Genomic DNA, 21,898 nt, shown 5'->3' on the forward strand with positions numbered 1-21,898 from the left:
TGACCTGCCCGATCACTGGAGCAGTGCGGCGGCCTTCATGGCCGTCACAGCGGTGTTGTAGTTGTTGACGAGTTGCTGGACCGAGGCGGCCGACATGTCGAGCACCGGCTTCGGATAGACGCCGAACAGGATCGTCAGCGCGATCATCGGGAACAGGATCACGCACTCGCGCAAGGTGAGATCCTTCATGCTCGCCAGCGACGGCTTAGCCAGCGCCCCGAACACGACCTTGCGGTAGAGCCACAGCGCATAGGCCGCCGACAGGATCACGCCGAAGCTGGCGAAGAACGCCGTCGGGATCGAGACCTTGAAGGTGCCGAGCAGCGTCATGAACTCGCCGACGAAGCCGCTCGTGCCGGGCAGACCGACATTGGCCATGGTGAAGACCATGAACGTCATCGCGTAGAGCGGCATCCGGTTGACGAGGCCGCCATAGGCCGCGATCTCGCGGGTGTGCAGGCGGTCGTAGACGACGCCGACGCAGAGGAACAGCGCGCCGGAGACGATGCCGTGCGAGATCATCTGGAACACGCCACCGGCGACACCCTGCATGGTGCCGGCGAAGATGCCCATGGTGACGAAGCCCATATGCGCCACCGACGAGTAAGCGATCAGCTTCTTCATGTCCTCCTGCATCAGCGCCACCAGCGAGGTGTAGATGATGGCGATGGCCGAGAGCGTGAACACCAGCGGCGCGAAGTCGTGCGAGGCCAGCGGGAACATCGGCAGCGAGAAGCGCAGGAAGCCGTAGCCGCCCATCTTCAGGAGGATCGCGGCGAGGACCACAGAGCCCGCGGTCGGCGCCTCGACATGCGCGTCGGGAAGCCAGGTGTGGACCGGCCACATCGGCATCTTCACCGCAAAGGAGGCGAAGAAGGCGAGCCACGCCCAGGTCTGCAGGGACCGCGGCACGGCGGTGTGCATCAGGGTCGGGATGTCGGTGGTGCCGCCGTTCCAGTACAGCGCCATGATGGCGAGCAGCATCAGGACCGAGCCGAGCAGCGTGTAGAGGAAGAACTTGAACGACGCGTAGACCCGGCGCGGGCCGCCCCAGACGCCGATGATCAGGAACATCGGGATCAGGCCGCCTTCGAAGAACAGGTAGAACAGCACGAGATCGAGCGCCGAGAAGGTGCCGATCATCAGCGTCTCCAGGATCAGGAACGCCATCATGTATTCGCGGACGCGGCTCGTGATCGCCTTCCAGCTCGCGATGATGCAGAACGGCATCACGGCGGTGGTGAGGATCACCAGCGGCAGCGAGATGCCGTCGACGCCCATGTGGTAGGTGATGCCGGTGGCGAGCCAGTTCGCCTTCTCGACGAACTGGAAGTCGGGGTTGGCGGGGTCGAAGCGCATGACCAGGATCACCGAGACCGCGAAGGTGATCAGCGTGGTCCACAGCGCGATCCAGCGCGAGTTGCGCCGGGCCGCCTCGTCATCGCCGCGGCTGAGATAGACGATCAGCGCGCCGACCAGCGGCAGGAACGTCGTGACCGAAAGGATGGGCCAGGTTGTCATTTACTGGCCTCCAAAGCCGAACATGAACCAGGTGATCAGGCCGGCGGCGCCGATCAGCATGGCGAATGCGTAGTGGTAGAGATAGCCGGTCTGGATCTGCACGACGTTGCGGGTGACGTCCAGCACGCGGGCCGAAACGCCGTCGGGGCCGAAGCCGTCGATGATGAGCCCGTCGCCCTTCTTCCAGAGCTGGTAGCCGATCCACTTCGCCGGACGGACGAAGATGAGGTCGTAGAGCTCGTCGAAGTACCACTTGTTGAGCAGGAACTGGTACAGCATCGGCTGCGTCTTCGCGAGCTCGACCGGCAGATAGGGCCGGCGGATGTAGAACAGGTACGAGACGAGGAAGCCCAACACCATCATCACCGTCGGCAGGAACGCGATGGTCGCGGGGATGTGGTGCATCTCCTCGATGATGTGCGGGTTCATCTTCACGGATTCGCGGAAGAACTCCTCGACGCCGTGACCGGCGAACAGCTCCTTGAACGGGAACCCTGCGACGAACGAGCCGACCGCGAGCACGCCGATCGGGACCAGGATCCAGAGCGGAGCCTCGTGCGCGGCCTCGTAATGATGCTCGTCGTGCGGCTCGCCGTGGAAGGTCTTGAAAATCAGGCGCCAGGAATAGAACGAGGTCAGGCCGGCGGCCACGATCGTCATCAGGAAGCCGTAGACCCCGAACGGATTGTGCGAGGCGTAGGCGGACTCGATGATCGCGTCCTTGGAGAAGTAGCCGGCGGTGAGCGGGAAGCCGGTGAGCGCCAGGGTGCCGACCACCATCACCGCATAGGTGTAGGGGATCTTCTTCCAGAGCCCGCCCATGTTGCGGATGTCCTGCTCGTGGTGCATCGCATAGATCACCGAGCCGGAGCCTAGGAACAGCAGCGCCTTGAAGAAGGCGTGCGTGAACAGATGGAACATGCCGACCGAATAGGCCCCTGCTCCCATCGCCACGAACATGTAGCCGAGCTGCGAACAGGTCGAGTAGGCGACGATGCGCTTGATGTCGTTCTGGACGAGGCCGATGGTCGCCGCGAAGAACGCGGTGGTGGCGCCGAAGAACATCACGACGGCCTGTGCGTTCGGGGCGAGCTCGAACAGCGGCGACAGGCGCGCCACCATGAACACGCCGGCGGTGACCATGGTCGCGGCATGGATCAGCGCCGAGACCGGGGTCGGGCCTTCCATCGCGTCCGGCAACCAAGTGTGCAGCAGGAACTGCGCCGACTTGCCCATCGCCCCCATGAACAGGAGGAGACAGGTCAGGGTCAGCGCGTCGGCGTGCCAGCCGAGGAAGTTGACGGTCTTGCCGGTGAGGCCGGGCGCAGCGTGGAAGATGGTCTCGAAATCGGTCGAGCCGACCAGCATGAAGATTGCGAAGATGCCGAGCGCGAAACCGAAATCGCCGACGCGGTTGACCACGAAGGCCTTGATCGCGGCCGCGTTCGCCGACGGCTTCTGGTACCAGAAGCCGATCAGCAGGTAGCTCGCCAGGCCCACGCCTTCCCAGCCGAAGAACAGCTGCACGAGATTGTCCGCCGTCACCAGCATCAGCATGGCGAAGGTGAACAGGCTGAGATAGCCGAAGAAGCGCGGCCGGTTCGGGTCCTCGTCCATGTAGCCGATGGAATAGAGGTGCACGAGCGAGGACACGGTGGTCACCACCACCAGCATCACGGCGGTGAGCGTGTCGACGCGCAGCGTCCACCAGACCTGGAGGTCGCCGGAGAAGATCCAGGGCAGCAGCTGGATCCTGTAGTCGTGATGCATGAAGCCGACATCGACCAGCGTCATCCAGGACAACGCCGCCGAGACGAACAGCAGCGCCGTGGTGATCAGCTCGGCGGGGCGCGAGCCCGCCGCGGGCGGCTCGGTCGGGCCATGAGCGTGATCGTCGTGGCCGTGTTCGTCGTGGCCATGGGCGTCATGGGCCGTCGAGGCATGGGCGCCGTGGCCGTGGTCGCCGTGAAGCTCGACCTCGTCGCCCGAGGGGTTGCGGGCATGCGCGCCGAACAGCGCGATGAGGCCGGCCAGAATGGCGCCCAGCAGAGGCAGGAAAACGATTGCCTGAACCATTTGAGAGCTCAGCCCTTCATCAGATTGACGTCCTCAACCGCGATCGAGCCGCGGTTGCGGAAATAGACCACCAGGATGGCGAGACCGATCGCAGCTTCAGCGGCCGCAACGGTCAGCACCAGCAACGCGAAGACCTGGCCGACGATGTCGCCGAGGAAGGTCGAGAACGCCACGAGGTTGATGTTGACCGAGAGCAGGATCAGCTCGATCGACATCAGGATGACGATGATGTTCTTGCGGTTCAGGAAGATGCCGAGGATGCCGAGCGTGAACAGGATCGCGCCGACCGCCAGATAATGTCCGAGCCCGATCGTCATTTCACCCACTCCGCCGCATCGGCGTCCGAGAGCCCCTGCCCCGGCGCCACCTTGCGCATCGCCATCGCCATCTCGGGCGTGCGTGCGTTCTGAACGTTGATGTCCTGCCGCTTCACGCTCGCCTTGTGCCGGAGCGTCAGCACGATGGCGCCGATCATGGCGACCAGCAGCACCATGCCCGAGAGCTGGAAGTAGTGGATGTACTTCGTGTAGAGCACGAGGCCGAGCGCCTCGGTGTTGCTGACATTGGCCGGGATCGCCGCCGTGATCGTCTTGGAGACGCCGGGATTGATGACCCAGAAGCCGACCGTGAGCAGCAGCTCGAACAGGAAGATGCCGCCGATCACGAGGCCGACCGGCAGGTACTCGATGAAGCCCTCGCGCAGCTCGAGGAAGTCGACGTCGAGCATCATGATCACGAACAGGAACAGCACCGCGACCGCGCCGACATAGACGACGATCAGCATCATGCCGAGAAACTCGGCGCCCATCAGCACGAACAGGCCGGAGGCGTTGACGAAGGCCAGGATCAGGTACAGCACGGAGTGCACGGGATTGCGCGAGACAATCACCATCACGGCCGAGGCGACGCAGACGCCGGCGAACAGATAGAAGAACAGCGCGGGAAGGATCATCGGGCATTCCCCGTCATTCCGGGGCGCGGGCAAAGCCCGCGAACCGCAATGCGCAATTGCGCATTTGGGAATCTGGAGGTTGTGACGCGAGATTCCGGGTTCGCGCTTCGCGCGCCCCGGAATGACGAGGAGATGGAGGGAAGGATCATGCCCTCACCTCACCGGTACGGCGCGTCGAGCTCGATCGCTTTCGCGATCTCGCGTTCCCAGCGGTCGCCGTTGGCGAGCAGCTTGGCCTTGTCATAGAACAGTTCCTCGCGGGTCTCGGTCGCGAACTCGAAGTTCGGGCCTTCGACGATGGCGTCCACAGGACAGGCCTCCTGGCAGAGGCCGCAATAGATGCACTTCACCATGTCGATGTCGTAGCGCACGGTGCGGCGGGTGCCGTCGTTGCGGCGCGGCCCGGCCTCGATGGTGATGGCCTGCGCCGGGCAGACCGCTTCGCACAGCTTGCAGGCGATGCAGCGCTCCTCGCCGTTCGGATAGCGGCGCAGCGCGTGCTCGCCGCGGAAGCGCGGCGAGATCGGGCCCTTCTCGAACGGATAGTTCAGCGTCGGCTTCGGCTGGAAGAAATAGCGCATGGCGAGGAAGAACGCCGAGACGAACTCCGACAGCAGAAGCGAGCGTGCAGTGGCGTTGACGTTGATACCCATGACGGCCCTCACTTCGGCGCGATGCCGGCGAAATGCAGCACGCCGGCCACCACGATCACCATCACCAGCGACAGCGGCAGGAACACCTTCCAGCCGAGGCGCATCAGTTGATCGTAGCGGTAGCGGGGCACGATCGCCTTCGCCATCGCGAACAGGAAGAACATGAAGAACAGTTTCAGCGAGAACCAGATGATCCCCGGCACCCAGTTGAAGGGCGGCAGGTCCACCGGCGGCAGCCAGCCCCCGAGGAACAGGATCGTCGCCAGCGCGCACATCGTGACGATCGCGACATACTCGCCGAGCATGAACAGCAGGTACGGCGTCGAGCCGTATTCGACCATGAAGCCGGCGACGAGCTCGGATTCGGCTTCGACGAGGTCGAAGGGCGGACGGTTGGTTTCCGCCAGCGCCGAGACGTAGAACACCACGAACATCGGGAACAGCGGCCAGACGTACCAGTTCAGGATGGTGAGCTGCGGCAGCCCGATCAGGCTGGCGAGGCCGCGCGCGTGCTGGGCCTCGACCACGGCCGACAGGTTCAGCGTGCCGGCGCAGAGCAGCACCGTGATGATGACGAAGCCGATCGAGACTTCGTACGACACCATCTGCGCCGCCGAGCGCAGCGCGGCCAGGAACGGATACTTCGAGTTCGACGACCAGCCGGCCATGATGATGCCGTAGATCGACAGCGACGAGATCGCGAAGATGAAGAGGACGCCGACATTGATGTCGGCGATCACCCAGCCGAGATTGGTCGGGATCACCGCCCAGGCGGCGAGCGCGAGCACGCAGGACACGAGCGGCGCCAGCAGGAACACGCCCTTGTTGGCGCCGGCCGGAATGATCGGCTCCTTCAGCACGAACTTCAAAAGGTCGGCGAAGGATTGCAGCAGGCCCCAGGGACCGACCACGTTCGGGCCGCGGCGGATCTGCACCGCCGCCCAGATCTTGCGGTCGGCGAGCAGGATATAGGCGATCGCGACCAGGAGGACGACGAGCACCAGGACGCTCTGCGCGACCATGATGATCAGCGGCCAGAGGAACCCGGTCCAGAATGCGCTTTCGAAGAATTCCATCAGATCACGCTCACTCCGCTGCGGTCAGCATATGCCCGGAGGCGAGGCGCGAGCATTCCGCCATCACGGCGGATGCACGCGCGATTGGATTGGTCAGGTAGAAGTCCTCGACCAGCGGCTTGAACGGCGCCTTCTCGGGCGAGCCGCCCTTCCCTGCCAGCTTCTTGACCTGGTCGGCGGTGCCGGCCTCGATCTGGTCGAGACGCATCAGATGCGGCACCGACTTGAAGATCGTCTGGCGCAGGGCCGCGAGCGAGTCGTAGCCGAGCTTCTTGCCCAGCGCTTCCGACAACGCGCGGATGATCGCCCAGTCCTCGCGGGCCTCGCCCGGCGGGAACGCGGCGCGGCCGGTCATCAGCACGCGGCCCTCGGTGTTGACGTAGATCGCGGACTTCTCGGTGTAGGCGGCCGCCGGCAGAATGACGTCGGCGCGATGCGCGCCGCGGTCGCCATGGGTGCCGATATAGACGACGAAGGTGCCGTCCGGCGCCTTGATCTCGTCGGCCCCTAGCAGGAACAGCAAGTCGAGCGTGCCGAACGTCGTCATCTGCGCCGCGTTCAGGCCTCCGCTCGTTGCGGAGAAACCGATATCGAGCGCACCGACGCGCGAGGCGGTCTCGTGCAGCACGCCAAAACCGTTCCAACCGTCCTTCACCGCGCCGACATTGAGCGCGAGCTTGGCGGCGGCGGCGAGGATGGCAGCGCCGTCGTGACGGGCGGCCGCGCCCGCACCGACCAGGATGATCGGATTCTTGGCGTTCTTCAGCACGTCCATGAAGGAGTGCTTGCCGGCCGCGAGGTCGGCGAGCGTCTCGGTACCCGCGCCGAGGTGGTCATAGTCGTAGGTGAGGTCGGCCTTGGCGCCGATCACGCCGACCTTGAAGCCGCCGCCACGCCAGCGCTTGCGGATGCGGGCGTTGAACACGGCCGCCTCCTTCCGCGGATTGGCGCCGATGATGAGCAGCGCGTCGGCTTGCTCGACGCCCGCGAGCGTCGGGTTGAAGATATAGGAGCCGCGGCCGAGCGCCGGATCGAAGGCGTCGCCGCCCTGCACCGCCAGATTGCTCGAGCCGTACTTGGCGAGCAGATCCTTCAGCGCGAACATCTCCTCGACACCGGCGAGGTCGCCGGCGATCGCGCCGATGCGCTTGCCGTCGGTGCGCGCCGCCTTGGCGGCAATTGCGGCAAAGGCTTCGGTCCAGCTTGCCGCGCGCAGCTTGCCGGCTTCGCGGATATAGGGACGGTCAAGGCGCTGGGTGCGCAGGCCGTCGACCACGTGACGGGTCTTGTCGGAGATCCACTCCTCGTTCACGGCCTCGTTGATCCGCGGCAGAATACGCATCACCTCACGGCCGCGGGTGTCGACGCGGATCGCCGATCCCAGGCCGTCCATGACGTCGATCGACTGGGTCTTGCCGAGCTCCCACGGACGCGCCGCGAACGCATAGGGCTTCGAGGTCAGCGCGCCGACCGGGCAGATGTCGACGAGGTTGCCCTGCAGTTCCGACGTCAGCGCGTGCTCGAGATAGGTCGTGATCTCCATGTCCTCGCCGCGGCCGGTGGCGCCCATCTCGGGGGCGCCGGCGACTTCCGCCGAGAAGCGGACGCAGCGCGTGCACTGGATGCAGCGGTTCATCGAGGTCTTGACCAGCGCGCCGAGATATTTGTCCTCGACCGCACGCTTGTTCTCGGCGAAGCGGCTGGTGTCGACACCATAGCCCATCGCCTGGTCCTGGAGGTCGCACTCGCCGCCCTGGTCGCAGATCGGGCAGTCCAGCGGATGGTTGATGAGAAGGAACTCCATCACGCCTTCGCGCGCCTTCTTCACCATCGGCGAACGGGTGGATATCTCCGGCGGCTCGCCCTTGGGGCCTGGTCGGCAATCGCGCACGCCCCAGGCGCAGCTGGCGACCGGCTTCGGGCCGCCCTTCACCTCGACGAGGCACATCCGGCAATTGCCGGCGATCGACAGCCGCTCGTGATAGCAAAAGCGCGGAATCTCGGCACCGGCCGCCTCGCACGCCTGGAGCAGCGTGTATTCGGCGGGGACATCGATCTCCTTGCCGTCGATGATGAGCTTGGTCATGTCTCTTACTCCGCCGCGACCATGTTCACGGGATCGCGCACGCCGATATCGTCGATGTCGGCCTTGTGCGAATACTGGTCGATGCGCGCTTCGATCTCGTGACGGAAATGCGTGATCAGGCCCTGGATCGGCCAGGCCGCCGCGTCGCCGAGCGCGCAGATGGTGTGGCCTTCGACCTGCTTCGTCACTTCAAGCAGCATGTCGATCTCGCGCTTGTGGGCGCGGCCCTCGGCCATGCGGGTGAGCACGCGCCACATCCATCCCGTGCCCTCGCGGCACGGCGTGCACTGGCCGCAGCTCTCGTGCTTGTAGAAGTAGGAGATGCGGGCGATGGCGCGGATCAGATCGGTGGATTTGTCCATCACGATCACGGCCGCGGTGCCGAGGCCCGAGCGCAGCTTGCTCAAGGAATCGAAATCCATCGGCGTGTCGATGATCTGCTCGGCCGGCACCATGCGCACCGACGAGCCGCCGGGGATCACGGCCTTGAGGTTGTCCCAGCCGCCGCGAATGCCGCCGCAATGCTTCTCGATCAGCTCGCGGAACGGAATGCCCATGGCTTCTTCGACGTTGCAGGGCCGCTCGACATGGCCGGAGATGCAGAAGAGCTTGGTGCCGACGTTGTTCGGGCGGCCGATGCCGGCGAACCACGCCGCGCCGCGGCGCAGGATGTCAGGCGCAACGGCGATGGACTCGACGTTGTTGACGGTGGTCGGGCAGCCGAACAGACCGACGTTCGCCGGAAACGGCGGCTTCAGGCGCGGCTGGCCCTTCTTGCCTTCGAGGCTTTCGAGCAGCGCGGTCTCCTCGCCGCAGATATAGGCTCCGGCGCCGTGGGCGACGTAGATGTCGAACGGCCAGCCGTTGACGTTGTCCTTGCCGACCAACTTGGCATCGTACGCCTGGTCGATCGCAGCCTGCAGATGCTCGCGCTCGCGGATGAACTCGCCGCGGACGTAGATGTAGCACGTGTGCGCGTTCATCGCGCAGCTCGCGATCAGGCAGCCCTCGATCAAGAGATGCGGATCGTGCCGCATGATCTCGCGATCCTTGCAGGTGCCGGGCTCGGACTCGTCGGCGTTGACGACGAGATAGCTCGGCCGGCCGTCGGTCGATTCCTTCGGCATGAAGGACCATTTCAGACCGGTCGGGAAGCCTGCGCCGCCGCGGCCGCGGAGCCCCGAGGCCTTCATCTCGTTGATGATCCAGTCGCGGCCCTTGTCGATGATGTTCTTCGTGCCGTCCCAGGCGCCGCGGCGCCGCGCGCCCTCGAGCCCCCAATCGTGGAGGCCGTAGAGGTTCTTGAAGATGCGGTCCTTGTCCTCGAGCATATCAGTGCTTTCCGATCAACGATTGGACTGCTTGTAGGCAAGTCCGGCGGCGCAAATACCAAACGTCAGCGCCCAGAGCAGACTGGATTCCAGCGACGCGTTCAGGCCGAAACGCTGAAGCAGGAAGATGAAGGCGGCCGCCACGACGGCGTGCATCGCGATGAAGCCCCACTTCTTCATGGCACCGCTCCCCTGCATTGCCGGCGACGAGAGATCACGCATCAGGTGACCTCCTTCAGCGTGGTCGGCCCGGTGATCGGCGCCGAGTACTGGCGGCCGTTCTGCGGACCCGGCTTGGGCGGGTTGCCCGAAGCAAAACCGTCGAGCACCTTGCCGAAGCTTTCCTTGGTCAGGTCCTCGTAAGTATCCTTGCCGATCAGCACCATCGGCGCATTCACGCAGGCGCCCAGGCACTCCACCTCTTCCCAGCTGAAATTGCCGTCCTTGGAGAGATGGAAGGGCTCGTGATGGATGCGGTGCTCGCAGACGTGGATCAGATCCTCGGCGCCGCGCAGGCGGCACGGCGTGGTGCCGCAGACCTGGACATGGGCCTTCTTGCCGACCGGGGCGAGCTGGAACATCGTGTAGAAGGTCGCGACCTCCAGCACGCGGATATAGGGCATGTCGAGCATGTCGGCGATGACGCGGATCGCGGCTTCCGAGACCCAACCCTCGTTCTGCTCCTGCGCGCGCCAGAGGATGGCGATCACCGCCGAGGCTTGCCGGCCGGCCGGATATTTCGCGATCTGCTGCCTGGCGAACGCGAGGTTCTCCTCCGTGAACGCGAAGCTCGCGGGCTGGACTTCCTTCGGTGCTAATCGGCGAACGGACATCTCTTCAATCTCTCACTGCATGCGGCGCGCGGACTTCGCACTCAAGTTCTTGGCATTCAGGGCATCGATCCTGTCCTGCCAGAATGCGCTTGCGGTGCCGAAAACGTTGTAGCCGACGTGGGTCGAGACCTTGATGCGGTCGAGGATCGACAGCTCGGTCACGGTCTCCATCCGGTTGCTGCGCGGATCGAACACGATCAGCTTCAGCGGGGTCTGTTCGAGGATGTAGCGCGACACGGAGTGATTGCGGTCGCTGCCGTGCTCCTCGCACATGATGACGCTGTCGGCCTCGAGCAGCCGCGCGCCACCCTTGATCGCCTCGATCTCGACGCCCTCGACGTCGAGCTTGATCAGGTATTTGCCGGTGGCCGCGACCTTGCCGTCGTCGATGAGGTTGTCGAGCGCGATCACGGACACTTCTTCACCGCCCGCCGACGGATCGCCGGCAATGCTGAAGGCCTCGTGCTTGGTGCCGGACAGCCGCGCGGTGCCGCGGGCCGCGCCGATGGCGCATTTCATGGTCTCGAAGCGGTTGCCGTTGACGCGGGCGTTGTTGGCGAGCTTCGGATAGTTCTGCCCCGACGGCTCGATCGCGATCGCCTTGTGCGAACCAAACGGCTTGCTCGACACCAGCACCGACCAGTAGCCGTAGTTGGCGCCGCAATCGAGCAGCGTGTAGTCGACGTCGATGGAGTCGGCGAACAACAGCTCGAGCTCGTCCTCGTAATTGTAGGATCGGTTGAGCAGCTTGCTCCAATAGCCGTCGCCGTAGGGGAATTCGAACACGGCGTCGGGATTGAGCCTGATCGCGATGTTGCGCTCCGGCAGCGTCCTGCGCAGCAAATTCGCGCAGGCGATGTAGCCCATGTGCGAGAAATGCGAGGAGATCTTCGATCCGGTCACCAGCGCCAATGCAGCCGTCCGCTCCCACAGGTTGGCCCCTTCCAGGGCCCCCGAGGCGCGGTCAAACTGGATTGGCGCCTGCTGCCCCATCACCGATCGACCTCTCCGAACACGATGTCGAGCGAGCCGAGGATCGCCGAGACGTCGGCGAGCAGATGGCCGCGGCAGATGTGATGCATGGCCTGCAGATGCGCAAAGCCCGGCGCGCGGATCTTGCACTTGTAGGGCTTGTTGGTGCCGTCGGAGACGAGATAGACGCCGAACTCGCCCTTGGGCGCTTCGACCGCGGCGTAGACCTCGCCGGCCGGCACGTGGACGCCCTCGGTGTAGAGCTTGAAGTGGTGGATCAGCGCTTCCATCGAGCGCTTCATCTCGCCACGGCGCGGCGGTGCGACCTTGTTGTCCTCGACGACGACGGGGCCCTTGCCCTCAGGCGCGTTCAGCTTCTGGATGCACTGTTTCATGATGCGCACGGACTGGCGCATCTCTTCCATGCGGATCAGATAGCGGTCGTAGCAATCGCCGTTCTTGCCGATCGGAATGTCGAAATCCATCTCGGCGTAGCACTCGTAAGGCTGTGACTTGCGCAGGTCCCAAGCCGCGCCGGAGCCGCGCACCATCACGCCCGAGAAGCCCCACTCCCAGGCCTCCTTGAGCGGCACCACGCCGATGTCGACGTTGCGCTGCTTGAAGATGCGGTTGGCGGTGAGCAGCCGGTCGAGGTCGTCCACGACCTTCAGGAACGGATCGCACCAGGCCTCGATGTCGTCGACCAGTTTCTGCGGCAGGTCCTGATGCACGCCGCCGACGCGGAAGAAGGCTGCGTGCATGCGGCTGCCCGACGCGCGCTCGTAGAACACCATCAGCTTCTCGCGCTCTTCGAAGCCCCACAGCGGCGGGGTCAGCGCGCCGACGTCCATCGCCTGCGTGGTGACGTTGAGCAGATGCGACAGGATACGGCCGATCTCGCAATAGAGCACGCGGATCAACTGGCCGCGGCGCGGCACCTCGATGCCGAGCAGTTTTTCGGCCGCGAGGCAGAAGGCATGCTCCTGGTTCATCGGCGCGACGTAGTCGAGCCGGTCGAAATACGGGATCGCCTGGAGATAGGTCTTCTGCTCGATCAGCTTTTCGGTGCCGCGGTGAAGCAGCCCGATATGCGGATCGACGCGCTCGACGATCTCACCGTCCAGCTCCAACACCAAACGCAGCACGCCATGCGCCGCAGGGTGTTGAGGACCAAAGTTGATCGTAAAGTTGCGAAGGTTTTCAGCTTGCTCGTTCATGGTCAGGCCTTCGGTCCTGCTTTCTCATCGCCAGGAAGGGGGTAATCCGCACCCTCCCACGGCGACAAGAAGTCAAACTTGCGGAATTCCTGGTTGAGCCGCACGGGCTCGTAGACCACGCGCTTCTCCTGGTCGTCGTAGCGGACCTCGACGAAACCGGTGAGCGGGAAGTCCTTGCGCAGCGGATGCCCCTCGAAGCCGTAATCGGTGAGGAGGCGGCGCATGTCGGGATGACCGACGAAGAACACGCCATAGAGGTCGTAGGCCTCGCGTTCGAACCAGTCCGCACCCGGGAATACGTCGATCAGCGAGGGCACCTGCGTGGTCTCGTCCGCCTGGGCCCGGAGCCGGACCCGCGTGTTCAGCGTCGGCGACAGGAAGTGATAGATCACGTCGAAACGCTTCTCACGATCGGGATAGTCCACCGCCGTGATGTCAGTGATGTTGACGAAACGGCAGTTCGGATCGTCGCGGAGGTACTTGACCACCTCGACGATCTTGACGGCCTCGACATCAACCGTGAGCTGGTTGAAGGCCACCGAATGACCGGTGGCGGCGGCCGGAAGCGCGCTAACGATCGTCTGCCCCAGGGCGTCGAGCTTGGCGTCGTCCATGACGTAAAACCTTAGCGTTCGATGGTGCCGGTGCGCCGGATCTTCTTCTGCAGCAGCAGCACGCCGTAGAGCAGCGCTTCCGCCGTGGGCGGGCAGCCCGGCACGTAGATGTCGATCGGCACGATACGGTCGCAGCCGCGCACGACCGAGTAGGAATAGTGATAGTAGCCGCCGCCATTGGCGCAGGAGCCCATCGAGATGACGTAGCGCGGCTCAGGCATCTGGTCGTAGACCTTGCGCAGCGCCGGCGCCATCTTGTTCGTCAAGGTTCCCGCGACGATCATCACGTCGGACTGGCGCGGCGAGGCGCGCGGCGCGAAGCCGAAGCGCTCGACGTCGTAGCGCGGCATCGACACCTGCATCATCTCGACCGCGCAGCAGGCAAGGCCGAAAGTCATCCACATCAGGGAGCCGGTGCGCGCCCAGGTGATGAGGTCGTCGGTCGCGGCCACGAAGAAGCCCTTGTCGGACAGCTCGGAATTGACCTCGAGGAAGAACGGATCACTGGCCCCGACCGGCTTGCCGGTTGACGGATCCAGGATGCCTTTCGGGGCCGGCGCGACGACCGGACCGGCGGACGGTGCAGGGTTCAATCCCATTCCAGTGCTCCCTTCTTCCACTCATAGGCGAACCCGACCGTCAGCACGGCGAGGAACACCACCATGGACCAGAAGCCGGTCGCGCCAAGCTTGCCGAACGCCACCGCCCAGGGAAACAGGAACGCCACCTCGAGGTCGAAGATGATGAAGAGGATGGCGACCAGATAAAAGCGGACGTCGAACTTCATGCGGGCGTCGTCGAAGGCGTTGAAACCGCACTCATACGCCGACAGCTTTTCCGGGTCCGGCTGCTGAAACGCCACGATGAAGGGCGCGATCAGCAGCACCAGGCCAATGAGGCCCGCTACCCCTATAAAGACGACGAGTGGTAGATAGTTCTGAAGAATGCCGCTCATTGACGAGCCCTTTTTCCCGCAGCCTCGGGACAGCCACGGATTCGTCCGATTTGGAATTATTCTGAGCCTTAGCGCAGTGCACCAATGGGCGCAAGACACGCTCTTTTCAGGCCCTTTGCCGCTCCCAGAACGGTGAAAATCCCGGAATCACCCCGCGGCTGGTATGGAGCAGATCGCCTGCCCCAGCAAGGGCAGTCACGGTTTCGCAGGTCAGCCGTTCTGAGTCAGCAGTTCTGAGATTGCGGCGCTCGGGCCGGGACAGCTATGCGCGATGCGCTGACAACCAAAATGCTCGGCTTTCTTGGTGCGGCAGCACACTCAAACCCCGGCAATGACTGCCGCAGGGCCCCCTCCGCCGCCGCAGCAGCAGATTTTGCCGACAGTCTTCCAGAGCAGCGCAGCCAAGGGAGCCGATCATGACGCCCGCCGCGATCAGGACAGGCGCTGCGGAAGACACTATCCACAGCTGCGAGCGATGGGAAGAGCCATGCGTCACGACGAGGCCGGGTCTCGTCTGGCGAATGCGTCGGCCCGCGCCCATCCCGGACCGGCCGCGAGCGCGGCGGCGGCGACCTGGTCGGTCGCTCGCGCCGCGCCCAGATGAGCTTCGGGCTGGGGGGCATGGCCTGCAGGCTCATCGATCTCCTGACGGAGGATCCGCGTTCGGACGGCTGGGCGGAGCAGAAGGACGATCGCGATCAGCTGGTCCAATTCTCGGAGCCTGCCGCCGCAACGTCCTGCCCTCGCCTGACCTCACCACTTGTAGGAGACGCTGGCGGTGATGCGCCGGCGATCGCCGTAGAAGCAGGACGTGGTCGACGCACAGCTCGCGACATAGATCTTGTCGGTCAGGTTGATCACGTTCAGCGCCGTGCGCCAGTTCTGCCATTCATAATGGAGCGCGAGATCGCCGAGCACGACTGCGGGAACCTCGAGCGTATTGGCTGTGTCCGCCCAGGACGAGCCGATGTAGCGCACGCCACCGCCGAAGCCGAACCCCGCGAGCGGCCCGTCCCTGAAGGTGTAGTCCGCCCAGCCCGACACCAGGAGTTCAGGCGTGTTTGTCGGCGTCTTGCCGACGAGCGCCGGATTGAGATCCTTGCTGGTAAAGAGATCATAGGCCGTGAAGGCACCGATCAGCTTCAGCTCCTTCGTGGCGTTGGCCACCGCTTCGAGCTCGATGCCGCGCGAGGTCACCTCGCCCGTCTGGTTCTGCAGCGTGGTGATCACCGGATCGGTGGTGGGCACATTCTGGCGCTTCAGATCGAACACCGAGGCGGTAAAGTAGCCGTCAAATCCCTTCGGCGCGACCTTCACGCCGACCTCGACCTGTCGCCCGGTTTCCGGCAGGAACAGCTGATTTTGCGCGTTGAGGCCAATGACCGGATTGTAGCTGGTTGCATAGGAGACATAGGGCGCGATGCCGTTGTCGAAATTGTAGATCAGCCCGGCCCGCCCGCTGAACCTGCTGTCGTCGCGGCTGGCGAGCGTCGCGCCGCTATCGCGGGCGACCTGCGTCGTCTCGACCCAGTCATTGCGACCGCTCAGCACCAGCGTGAAATTGCCAAGCTTCATCTGATCCTGAAGATAAGTGCCTGCCTGCTTCTGCGTGATCTGGAAGTTGCGGAACGGGGCGCCCGTGAGCGGAATGTCGAGGCCGTAGACGGGGTTGAAGACATTGATCGAAGGGACGGTGCCGAAATTGAAGCTCTGGTAGTCGTCGATCTGATAGCCCTTGAGATCGACGCCAAACAGCATCGTGTGCCTGACGGCACCGGTGTTGAAGCGATACTCCAGCTGGTTGTCGAGATTGGCCTGGTTCGCGGTGTTCTTCGCATACCAGTTATAGCGGCCCATCGTCGCCGTGTTGACGTTGTCCCAACCGTTGCCGATGTAACCGCGATAGGCCAGGTCGATATGCGCAAATCTGGCATTCTGCCGGAACGTGAGATCGTCGGTGAGATTGCGCTCGAACTGGTAACCGAGCATCTCCTGCTCGCGCGTGAACTTGTCCACGCTGGGATCGCCGACGAAGAAGCTGGTCGGAATCTTGCCGAACGGCGCGTTGGTCACCGTGCCCTGGTAAGGCAGGAAGTTGATGCCGCGGGTGTCCGTCTTCGACGCCGACGCAAGAACCGTGAGGGTCGTATCGGCATCGGGCTTCCAGGTGAATGACGGTGCGATGAAGTAGTTGTTGTCAGGCGTGAAGTCGACCTGCGTCCCGCCGTTCCTGACCTCGCCGACGACGCGGTAGAACAGCTTTCCGTCCTGGGGCTGCGTTGCCACGGGACCACCGACATCGAAGCCGACATAGGCGTTGCCGAAATTGTTGACGCCGGTCTCGATGTAACGGATCGGCTCGGCCGGCGGCATCTTGCTGATGACGTTGACGATGCCGCTCGGGCTCGATCCGCCATAGAGCACGGCGGACGGACCGCGCAGCACCTCGACGCGCTCCATGTTGGACGGCGGCAGCCGCCAGCTCGCATAGGACGTGTAGAACAGCTGCAGACCGTCGAGGAACAGCCCGATGTCGTCGGACTTGAAGCCGCGGATCAGCCACCAGTCGTTGCGGGTGTCCGCACCGAATGTCCCTGCCCGCACGCCGGCGGTGTAGCGCAGGGTTTCGTCGAGCTTCATCGGCTTCTGGTCGCGGATCTGCTCGGCGCTGATCACCGACACGGACTGCGGCGTCTCCATGATCGGCGTGTTGGTCTTGGTGCCGGACGAGCTGCGGCCGGCGACGTAGCCGTTCACCGGGCCGCGCGGCGTCTCGACGAAGCCGACATTGCGCTGCGGCTGCTGCGGTCTGTTCCGAGTGGCGACCTGTTCCGACGCCCGCGGCAGACGGCGCTGAGGAGTTGTGGCTGCGCGGCGGCGCGCTTCCGGCGCGGTGACGGTCACCGCCGGCAGGTTTTGCGCGCCACTCTGCGAGGAAGATTGTGCGAGCGATGCCTGCGGCATCAAGACCCAAGCGGATGCGGTCGCCAACACGGCCGACCGCAGCATTCCAAGACTGTTCAACGCGCCACCCCAAAGCTGCATGTTCGCTACGACATGCCGCCTGTCCCCGGACGGCATGCGCTTCGACGTGACGCTTATGGGAGCGCGCGTAAATTCCCTAATTGAAAAGGTCTTAGAAGGACTCTTAGAAGCGATCCAAGATGTCCAGAGATGGCCGCGAGATCAGCGCGCGCTCTTCTCGCTCTCGAGCATCTCTGCGGCGATCGCCGTGAGCTGGTCGACTTGTGCCAGCAGCGTGTGGAACTCGGCTTCGCTCAGTTGCTCCAGCAAGCGGCGGTTACGCTCCTGCGCGCCTTCGACGATCGCATCATGCGCGGCGAGACCCGCAGGGGTGAGCGAGATCAGCACCTCGCGGCTGTCTTTCGGATTTGCGGTCTTCGCAATCAGCTTGCGCGAGAGCAGATTGGCCAGCGCGCGGCTGATCTGTCCCTTGTCCTGGCCGACCGCCTCGGCGAGCCGCGCCACGCTCATCGGCGGCCGGCGGCCGAGCGAGGCGACGAGACCGAATTCGACCGAGGACAATCCGGTGAGGCGCTTGTAGCGCAGGATTGCGCCGCGCTTGAGCAGATTGGCGAGCACCATCAGGCGCGACGACAGCATCACGGTGATCGGGGCCGACGGTTCGCTCTCGTCCAATGCGGGCGATGTCGCCCCGCCCCTGCTCTCGATCTGACTCATGACCCACCTCTGCCAAGAAAGCCGGGACCTGCCAAGCGCCGGCCGGCTCATCAAATGCCTCTAAGAGGCATTTAGAAGAGGCATTTAGAGGATCGTTGACATTGTCATCGAATTATTCTTCACTGTAGGCAAGGCGCGAAAATGCGCACGGCCCCATGGACCGGAGCGGGAGGACCAGCATGACCATCACCCAGCGGGATCGCGATCTCGGCACGGCCTATGCGATGAAGCCGCCGCACACCCGCACCGAGCTGACTTCGGTCGTGCGCGGCACGCCGATGGGCGAGCTGCTGCGCCGCTACTGGCATCCGGTTGGGCTCATCAGTGATGCCACCGACACGCCGAAAAAGGTGCGCGCGCTGGGCGAGGATCTGGTGCTGTTTCGCGACAAGCATGGCCGCGCCGGGCTCTTGCACGCCCGCTGCTGTCACCGCGGCACCACGCTCTATTACGGCAAGGTCGAGGAGGACGGCATCCGCTGCTGCTATCACGGCTGGAAATTCGACACCGAGGGCCATTGCCTGGAGCAGCCCTGCGAGCCCGACGGCGGCCAGTTCAAGGACAAGGTGCGCCAGCCCTGGTATCCGGTCGAGGAGCGCTACGGCCTGATCTTCGCGTATATGGGGCCAGCCGAGAAACGTCCGGTGCTGCCGCGCTATGAATGTCTGGAAAACATGGACGACGGCGAACTGGTCGAGGCCGATGATTCCTCGATCGGCGGCGGTGGTCCCGCCATCATTCCCTGCAACTGGCTGCAGCACTTCGAGAACGTGGTCGACCCCTATCACGTGCCGGTGCTGCACGGCTCGTTCTCGGGGCCGCAATTCACCAACATGATGGCCTCGATCCCGGAGGTGAAGTTCGAGAAATCGCCACGCGGCGTGCTCGTGCGCTCCGAACGCAAGCAGGACGACGGCAAGGTGTTTTATCGCATCAGCGAGGCCGCGCTGCCGACGCTGCGCGTGGTGCCGAACCCGCGCGTCGCGCAATTCGCCCGCGTCGAATCGATCGGCTGGGTGCTTCCAATCGACGACACCTCCTTCCGCATCTATGTCGCCGGCCGCGTCAAGAACTCCGGCGACATCAGCCGCATGCGCTCGAAGTTCAACGGCAAGTTCTGGTGGGATATGACCGAGCAAGAGCACCAGCAATTTCCGGGCGACTACGAAGCCCAGGTCGGCCAGGGCGAGGTCACCGTCCACTCCGAAGAGCATTTCGGCCAGAGCGACCGCGGCGTCCTCATGATCCGGCGCATGCTTAGCGACCAGCTCGAAGCGATGGAAGCCGGCCGTGATCCGATCGGTGTCTCGTTCGATCAAAGCGCGCCGCCGGTCGCATTCGAAGCGGGGAATTACATCCGCGAAGGCTGAGCAACCGGCTCAAGACAAGAGCTGGACCGACAACGATAACAAAGACAAATTGGGGGAAGCGATGGTCGATGTGACGTCACAGATGTCGGTGCAAACGACTGCTGCGGCAACGCCCTCGCCGCGGCGCTATTACGTGCTGGGTCTGCTCACCATCATCTATGCGCTGAACTTCCTCGACCGCACGATCTTCAACGTCCTGATCGAGCCGATCAAGAAGGAGTTCCAGCTCAGCGACACCATGATGGGCCTGCTCGCCGGCTTCGGCTTTGCGCTGTTCTATTCCCTGCTCGGCATTCCCATCGCGCGCGTCGCCGACCGGCTCAACCGGCGCAACATCGTGGCTGTCGCCTTTGCGTTCTGGAGCGCGATGACGGCGCTGTGCGGCGCGGCCACCAGCCTGACTTCGCTGGCGCTGGCGCGCATCGGCGTCGGCATCGGCGAGTCCGCCGGCTCCCCCGCCTCGCAGTCGATCGTCGCCGATCTCTTTGCCAAGAACGAACGTCCGCGCGCGCTCGGCATTTACGCCATCGGCACCTATCTCGGCGTCTTCCTCGGCTATTTCGTCGGCGGTTACGTCAACCAGCACTATGGCTGGCGGATGGCGTTCTATGTCGCGGGCCTGCCCGGCATCCTGCTCGCATTGGTCCTGTGGCTCACGATCTCCGAGCCGAAGCGCGGGGCGATGCAGGAAAGCTTCGTGCCCGAGCCGCTCGGGCCGACGCTGCGCTTCCTCGCCTCGCAGCGCAGCTTCATCATCGTGCTGATCGGGTTCTGCCTCACCACCTACACGAATTACGCGACCGCGGCCTGGATCCCGCCATTCCTGGCACGCGTGCATCATCTCTCCAGTGCCGAGATCGGCACCTATGCCGGCACCTTCAAGGGTCTCGCCGGAATGGCCGGCACCCTGCTCGGCGGCTTCGTCGTGGCGCAAATCAGCCGGCGCGACGACCGCTGGAAGCTGTGGGCGCCCGCTATCACCTCCGGCCTCGCCGGCCCGGTGTTCGCGCTGTGCATGCTAACGCAGGACTTTGCGATGATGGTGGCCATGCTGGCGCTGACCTCGTTTCTGGTCGGCTTCCATCTTGGCCCGATCTTCGCGATCGCGCAGACCGTGGCCAAGCCCAGCATGCGGGCGCTCGCCTCCGCGCTGATCGCGCTCACCGCCACCTGCTTCGGCCAGGGCGTCGGCCCGCTCGCGGTCGGCATGGTCAACGATGCCTTGAAGGGCAGCTATGGCGCCGAGGCCGTGCGCTATTCCCTGCTCTCGGCGGCGGTCACGACCACGCTCGGCGCCCTGCTTTTCATCTGGGCGGCGCGGTCGATCCGGGCCGATATCGAGAGGGCGGCGGCCTGAAACCTTATCCGCCGCAAGCCTGGCGAAACCCGACGGGCGTATTAATGAAACCATTTTGCGGAACCTGCGAAACCGTCCGGAAACAGACGGTCCTTAAGACAAGAGCCATAGACGGCGGCAAAGCCCGTCGGGAGGCTCAGATGAACCACTCAATTCACTCTGCTGATCGTGCGACCCACCTGAAGATCGTGGTGGTGGCGTTGGTGGCCGGCATCATGGTGGCCGGCTTCGGGATCGCAGCCCGCACCAATGCCGATTACGGCCAGACGGCCCAGTCGACGCCTGTGATCAAGGCCGGCAAGCCGGTGGCGGTGACGAGTGCGGCGAGCTCGGAGATTCGCTGATACGTCCTCTTCCGGGCTGACCCAAGGCCGCCTTTCGGGCGGCCTTTTTCGTTTTCCGGGGCAATGCTTAGCCGAGATGCACCGGCGAAGCGCAACGTCCTTGACTTCACCCAGCCCCGCCTTTAATTCCCCCTCGTTCCGCGCGCATCGAGCGAACCACGCGGGAGTAGCTCAGTTGGTTAGAGCGCCGGCCTGTCACGCCGGAGGTCGCGGGTTCGAGCCCCGTCTCTCGCGCCATTTTGGCAATCCCTTCATAGCCTTAGCCTGAACTTCTCCACGCCTGTCGCATCTGCCGGCGTCCGGCGGGAACTCTCGGCATAGTCAGCCCACGCCCGAATCGTCTACGCCTTCCGAGACTTAGAGGGATCCCCACGCGTTTCCGGCTTTTCCGGGGCTTCCTGTGGAATCGAGGAGGCCAGTCATGGCTAAGAAGGATTCGGCGAAGAAGGATTCGGCGAAGAAGGCTGCCGCTCCCGCGACCATCACGCTCAAGCACCTCGCCGCCGATATCGCGGAGCGCCAGGATCTCTCGAAAAAGCACGCCGAAGCCGTCCTGACCGATATGGTCGACCTGATCACCAAGCACCTCAAGAAGGGCGACCGTGTCCGTATCGTGGGCCTTGGCATTCTCCAGGTCCGCAAGCGCGCCGCCCGTACCGGCCGCAATCCCGCCACCGGCGAAGCGATCCACATCAAGGCCAGCCGGAAGGTCGCGTTCCGCCCGGTGAAGGAACTGAAAGAGGCGATCTAGCACTTACGCTTCATTAGGCCTGATCGGGGTTCGTTCGGCCGCATCGCGGCCGGCTTTTCTGATATACCGCCTGCTTCCCTCAAGTTCG

Annotated in this window: 21 protein-coding genes and 1 tRNA gene; 5 read left to right on the plus strand and 17 right to left on the minus strand. The window is 64.2% G+C overall.

What is annotated here, in order from left to right:
• Positions 1-12: 12 nt before the first annotated feature.
• From FJV43_RS00280 to FJV43_RS00360, 17 genes are all read right to left on the minus strand, one after another.
• Positions 13-1,521 (minus strand): NADH-quinone oxidoreductase subunit M, encoded by a 1,509-nt coding sequence (locus FJV43_RS00280; protein ID WP_239623845.1) that lies wholly within the window; start codon positions 1,519-1,521, stop codon positions 13-15.
• Positions 1,522-3,597: an NADH-quinone oxidoreductase subunit L gene (nuoL, locus tag FJV43_RS00285; RefSeq protein WP_239623846.1), complete on the minus strand. Its 2,076-nt coding sequence runs from the start codon at positions 3,595-3,597 to the stop codon at positions 1,522-1,524.
• Positions 3,598-3,605: 8 nt separating this feature from the next.
• On the minus strand, positions 3,606-3,914 hold the full coding sequence (gene nuoK / locus FJV43_RS00290; protein ID WP_008547737.1) for an NADH-quinone oxidoreductase subunit NuoK: 309 nt from the start codon (positions 3,912-3,914) through the stop codon (positions 3,606-3,608).
• On the minus strand, positions 3,911-4,549 hold the full coding sequence (locus FJV43_RS00295; RefSeq protein ID WP_061027048.1) for an NADH-quinone oxidoreductase subunit J: 639 nt from the start codon (positions 4,547-4,549) through the stop codon (positions 3,911-3,913). Before FJV43_RS00295 ends, nuoK begins: the two co-directional genes overlap by 4 nt.
• Before the next feature lie 158 nt (positions 4,550-4,707).
• Positions 4,708-5,196: an NADH-quinone oxidoreductase subunit NuoI gene (nuoI, locus tag FJV43_RS00300; RefSeq protein WP_026202312.1), complete on the minus strand. Its 489-nt coding sequence runs from the start codon at positions 5,194-5,196 to the stop codon at positions 4,708-4,710.
• Positions 5,197-5,210: 14 nt separating this feature from the next.
• Positions 5,211-6,278, minus strand: coding sequence for an NADH-quinone oxidoreductase subunit NuoH (gene nuoH / locus FJV43_RS00305; RefSeq protein ID WP_131868155.1), 1,068 nt, complete (start codon positions 6,276-6,278; stop codon positions 5,211-5,213).
• A gap of 10 nt (positions 6,279-6,288) precedes the next feature.
• The gene (nuoG, locus tag FJV43_RS00310) at positions 6,289-8,364 is read right to left on the minus strand and encodes an NADH-quinone oxidoreductase subunit NuoG (RefSeq protein WP_239623847.1); all 2,076 of its coding nucleotides are present in this window, start codon (positions 8,362-8,364) and stop codon (positions 6,289-6,291) included.
• Between the two features lie 5 nt (positions 8,365-8,369).
• Positions 8,370-9,695 carry an NADH-quinone oxidoreductase subunit NuoF gene (gene nuoF, locus FJV43_RS00315; protein ID WP_131868153.1) on the minus strand — a complete coding sequence of 442 codons (1,326 nt, stop codon included), beginning with the start codon at positions 9,693-9,695 and terminating at the stop codon, positions 8,370-8,372.
• Between the two features lie 15 nt (positions 9,696-9,710).
• Positions 9,711-9,917, minus strand: coding sequence for a hypothetical protein (locus FJV43_RS00320; RefSeq protein WP_194393700.1), 207 nt, complete (start codon positions 9,915-9,917; stop codon positions 9,711-9,713).
• Positions 9,917-10,528, minus strand: coding sequence for an NADH-quinone oxidoreductase subunit NuoE (nuoE, locus tag FJV43_RS00325; RefSeq protein ID WP_239623848.1), 612 nt, complete (start codon positions 10,526-10,528; stop codon positions 9,917-9,919). Before nuoE ends, FJV43_RS00320 begins: the two co-directional genes overlap by 1 nt.
• A 12-nt stretch (positions 10,529-10,540) precedes the next feature.
• Positions 10,541-11,521 carry an FkbM family methyltransferase gene (locus tag FJV43_RS00330; protein ID WP_239629794.1) on the minus strand — a complete coding sequence of 327 codons (981 nt, stop codon included), beginning with the start codon at positions 11,519-11,521 and terminating at the stop codon, positions 10,541-10,543.
• On the minus strand, positions 11,521-12,717 hold the full coding sequence (locus FJV43_RS00335; RefSeq protein WP_239623849.1) for an NADH-quinone oxidoreductase subunit D: 1,197 nt from the start codon (positions 12,715-12,717) through the stop codon (positions 11,521-11,523). The genes FJV43_RS00330 and FJV43_RS00335 overlap by 1 nt, the downstream gene beginning before the upstream one ends.
• A gap of 2 nt (positions 12,718-12,719) precedes the next feature.
• Positions 12,720-13,331 (minus strand): NADH-quinone oxidoreductase subunit C, encoded by a 612-nt coding sequence (locus FJV43_RS00340; RefSeq protein ID WP_239623850.1) that lies wholly within the window; start codon positions 13,329-13,331, stop codon positions 12,720-12,722.
• A gap of 11 nt (positions 13,332-13,342) precedes the next feature.
• On the minus strand, positions 13,343-13,930 hold the full coding sequence (locus FJV43_RS00345) for an NADH-quinone oxidoreductase subunit B (RefSeq protein WP_239623851.1): 588 nt from the start codon (positions 13,928-13,930) through the stop codon (positions 13,343-13,345).
• Entirely contained in the window at positions 13,921-14,286 is a 366-nt protein-coding gene (locus FJV43_RS00350) for an NADH-quinone oxidoreductase subunit A (protein WP_008136158.1), read from the minus strand. Before FJV43_RS00350 ends, FJV43_RS00345 begins: the two co-directional genes overlap by 10 nt.
• Positions 14,287-15,039: 753 nt before the next feature.
• Positions 15,040-17,295, minus strand: coding sequence for a TonB-dependent siderophore receptor (locus FJV43_RS00355; RefSeq protein ID WP_239623852.1), 2,256 nt, complete (start codon positions 17,293-17,295; stop codon positions 15,040-15,042).
• Positions 17,296-17,472: 177 nt separating this feature from the next.
• Positions 17,473-17,988 (minus strand): MarR family transcriptional regulator, encoded by a 516-nt coding sequence (locus FJV43_RS00360; RefSeq protein ID WP_239623853.1) that lies wholly within the window; start codon positions 17,986-17,988, stop codon positions 17,473-17,475.
• A 179-nt stretch (positions 17,989-18,167) separates the two neighbouring features.
• Between FJV43_RS00360 and FJV43_RS00365 the strand changes: the two genes are divergently transcribed.
• The 5 genes from FJV43_RS00365 (at position 18,168) to FJV43_RS00385 (ending at position 21,810) form a co-directional block, all read left to right on the plus strand.
• On the plus strand, positions 18,168-19,358 hold the full coding sequence (locus FJV43_RS00365) for an aromatic ring-hydroxylating dioxygenase subunit alpha (protein ID WP_239623854.1): 1,191 nt from the start codon (positions 18,168-18,170) through the stop codon (positions 19,356-19,358).
• Between the two features lie 61 nt (positions 19,359-19,419).
• Positions 19,420-20,715 (plus strand): MFS transporter, encoded by a 1,296-nt coding sequence (locus FJV43_RS00370; protein ID WP_239623855.1) that lies wholly within the window; start codon positions 19,420-19,422, stop codon positions 20,713-20,715.
• Positions 20,716-20,855: 140 nt separating this feature from the next.
• Complete coding sequence (locus tag FJV43_RS00375; RefSeq protein ID WP_239623856.1) at positions 20,856-21,059, plus strand: hypothetical protein; 204 nt, start codon at positions 20,856-20,858, stop codon at positions 21,057-21,059.
• A 160-nt stretch (positions 21,060-21,219) separates the two neighbouring features.
• Positions 21,220-21,296 (plus strand) — tRNA-Asp (locus tag FJV43_RS00380).
• Between the two features lie 184 nt (positions 21,297-21,480).
• Positions 21,481-21,810: an HU family DNA-binding protein gene (locus FJV43_RS00385; protein WP_239623857.1), complete on the plus strand. Its 330-nt coding sequence runs from the start codon at positions 21,481-21,483 to the stop codon at positions 21,808-21,810.
• The last annotated feature ends 88 nt before the right edge of the window (positions 21,811-21,898 follow it).

The sequence above is a fragment of the Bradyrhizobium sp. I71 genome (assembly GCF_022354745.1).
GTDB classification, from domain to species: Bacteria; Pseudomonadota; Alphaproteobacteria; order Rhizobiales; family Xanthobacteraceae; genus Bradyrhizobium; species Bradyrhizobium liaoningense.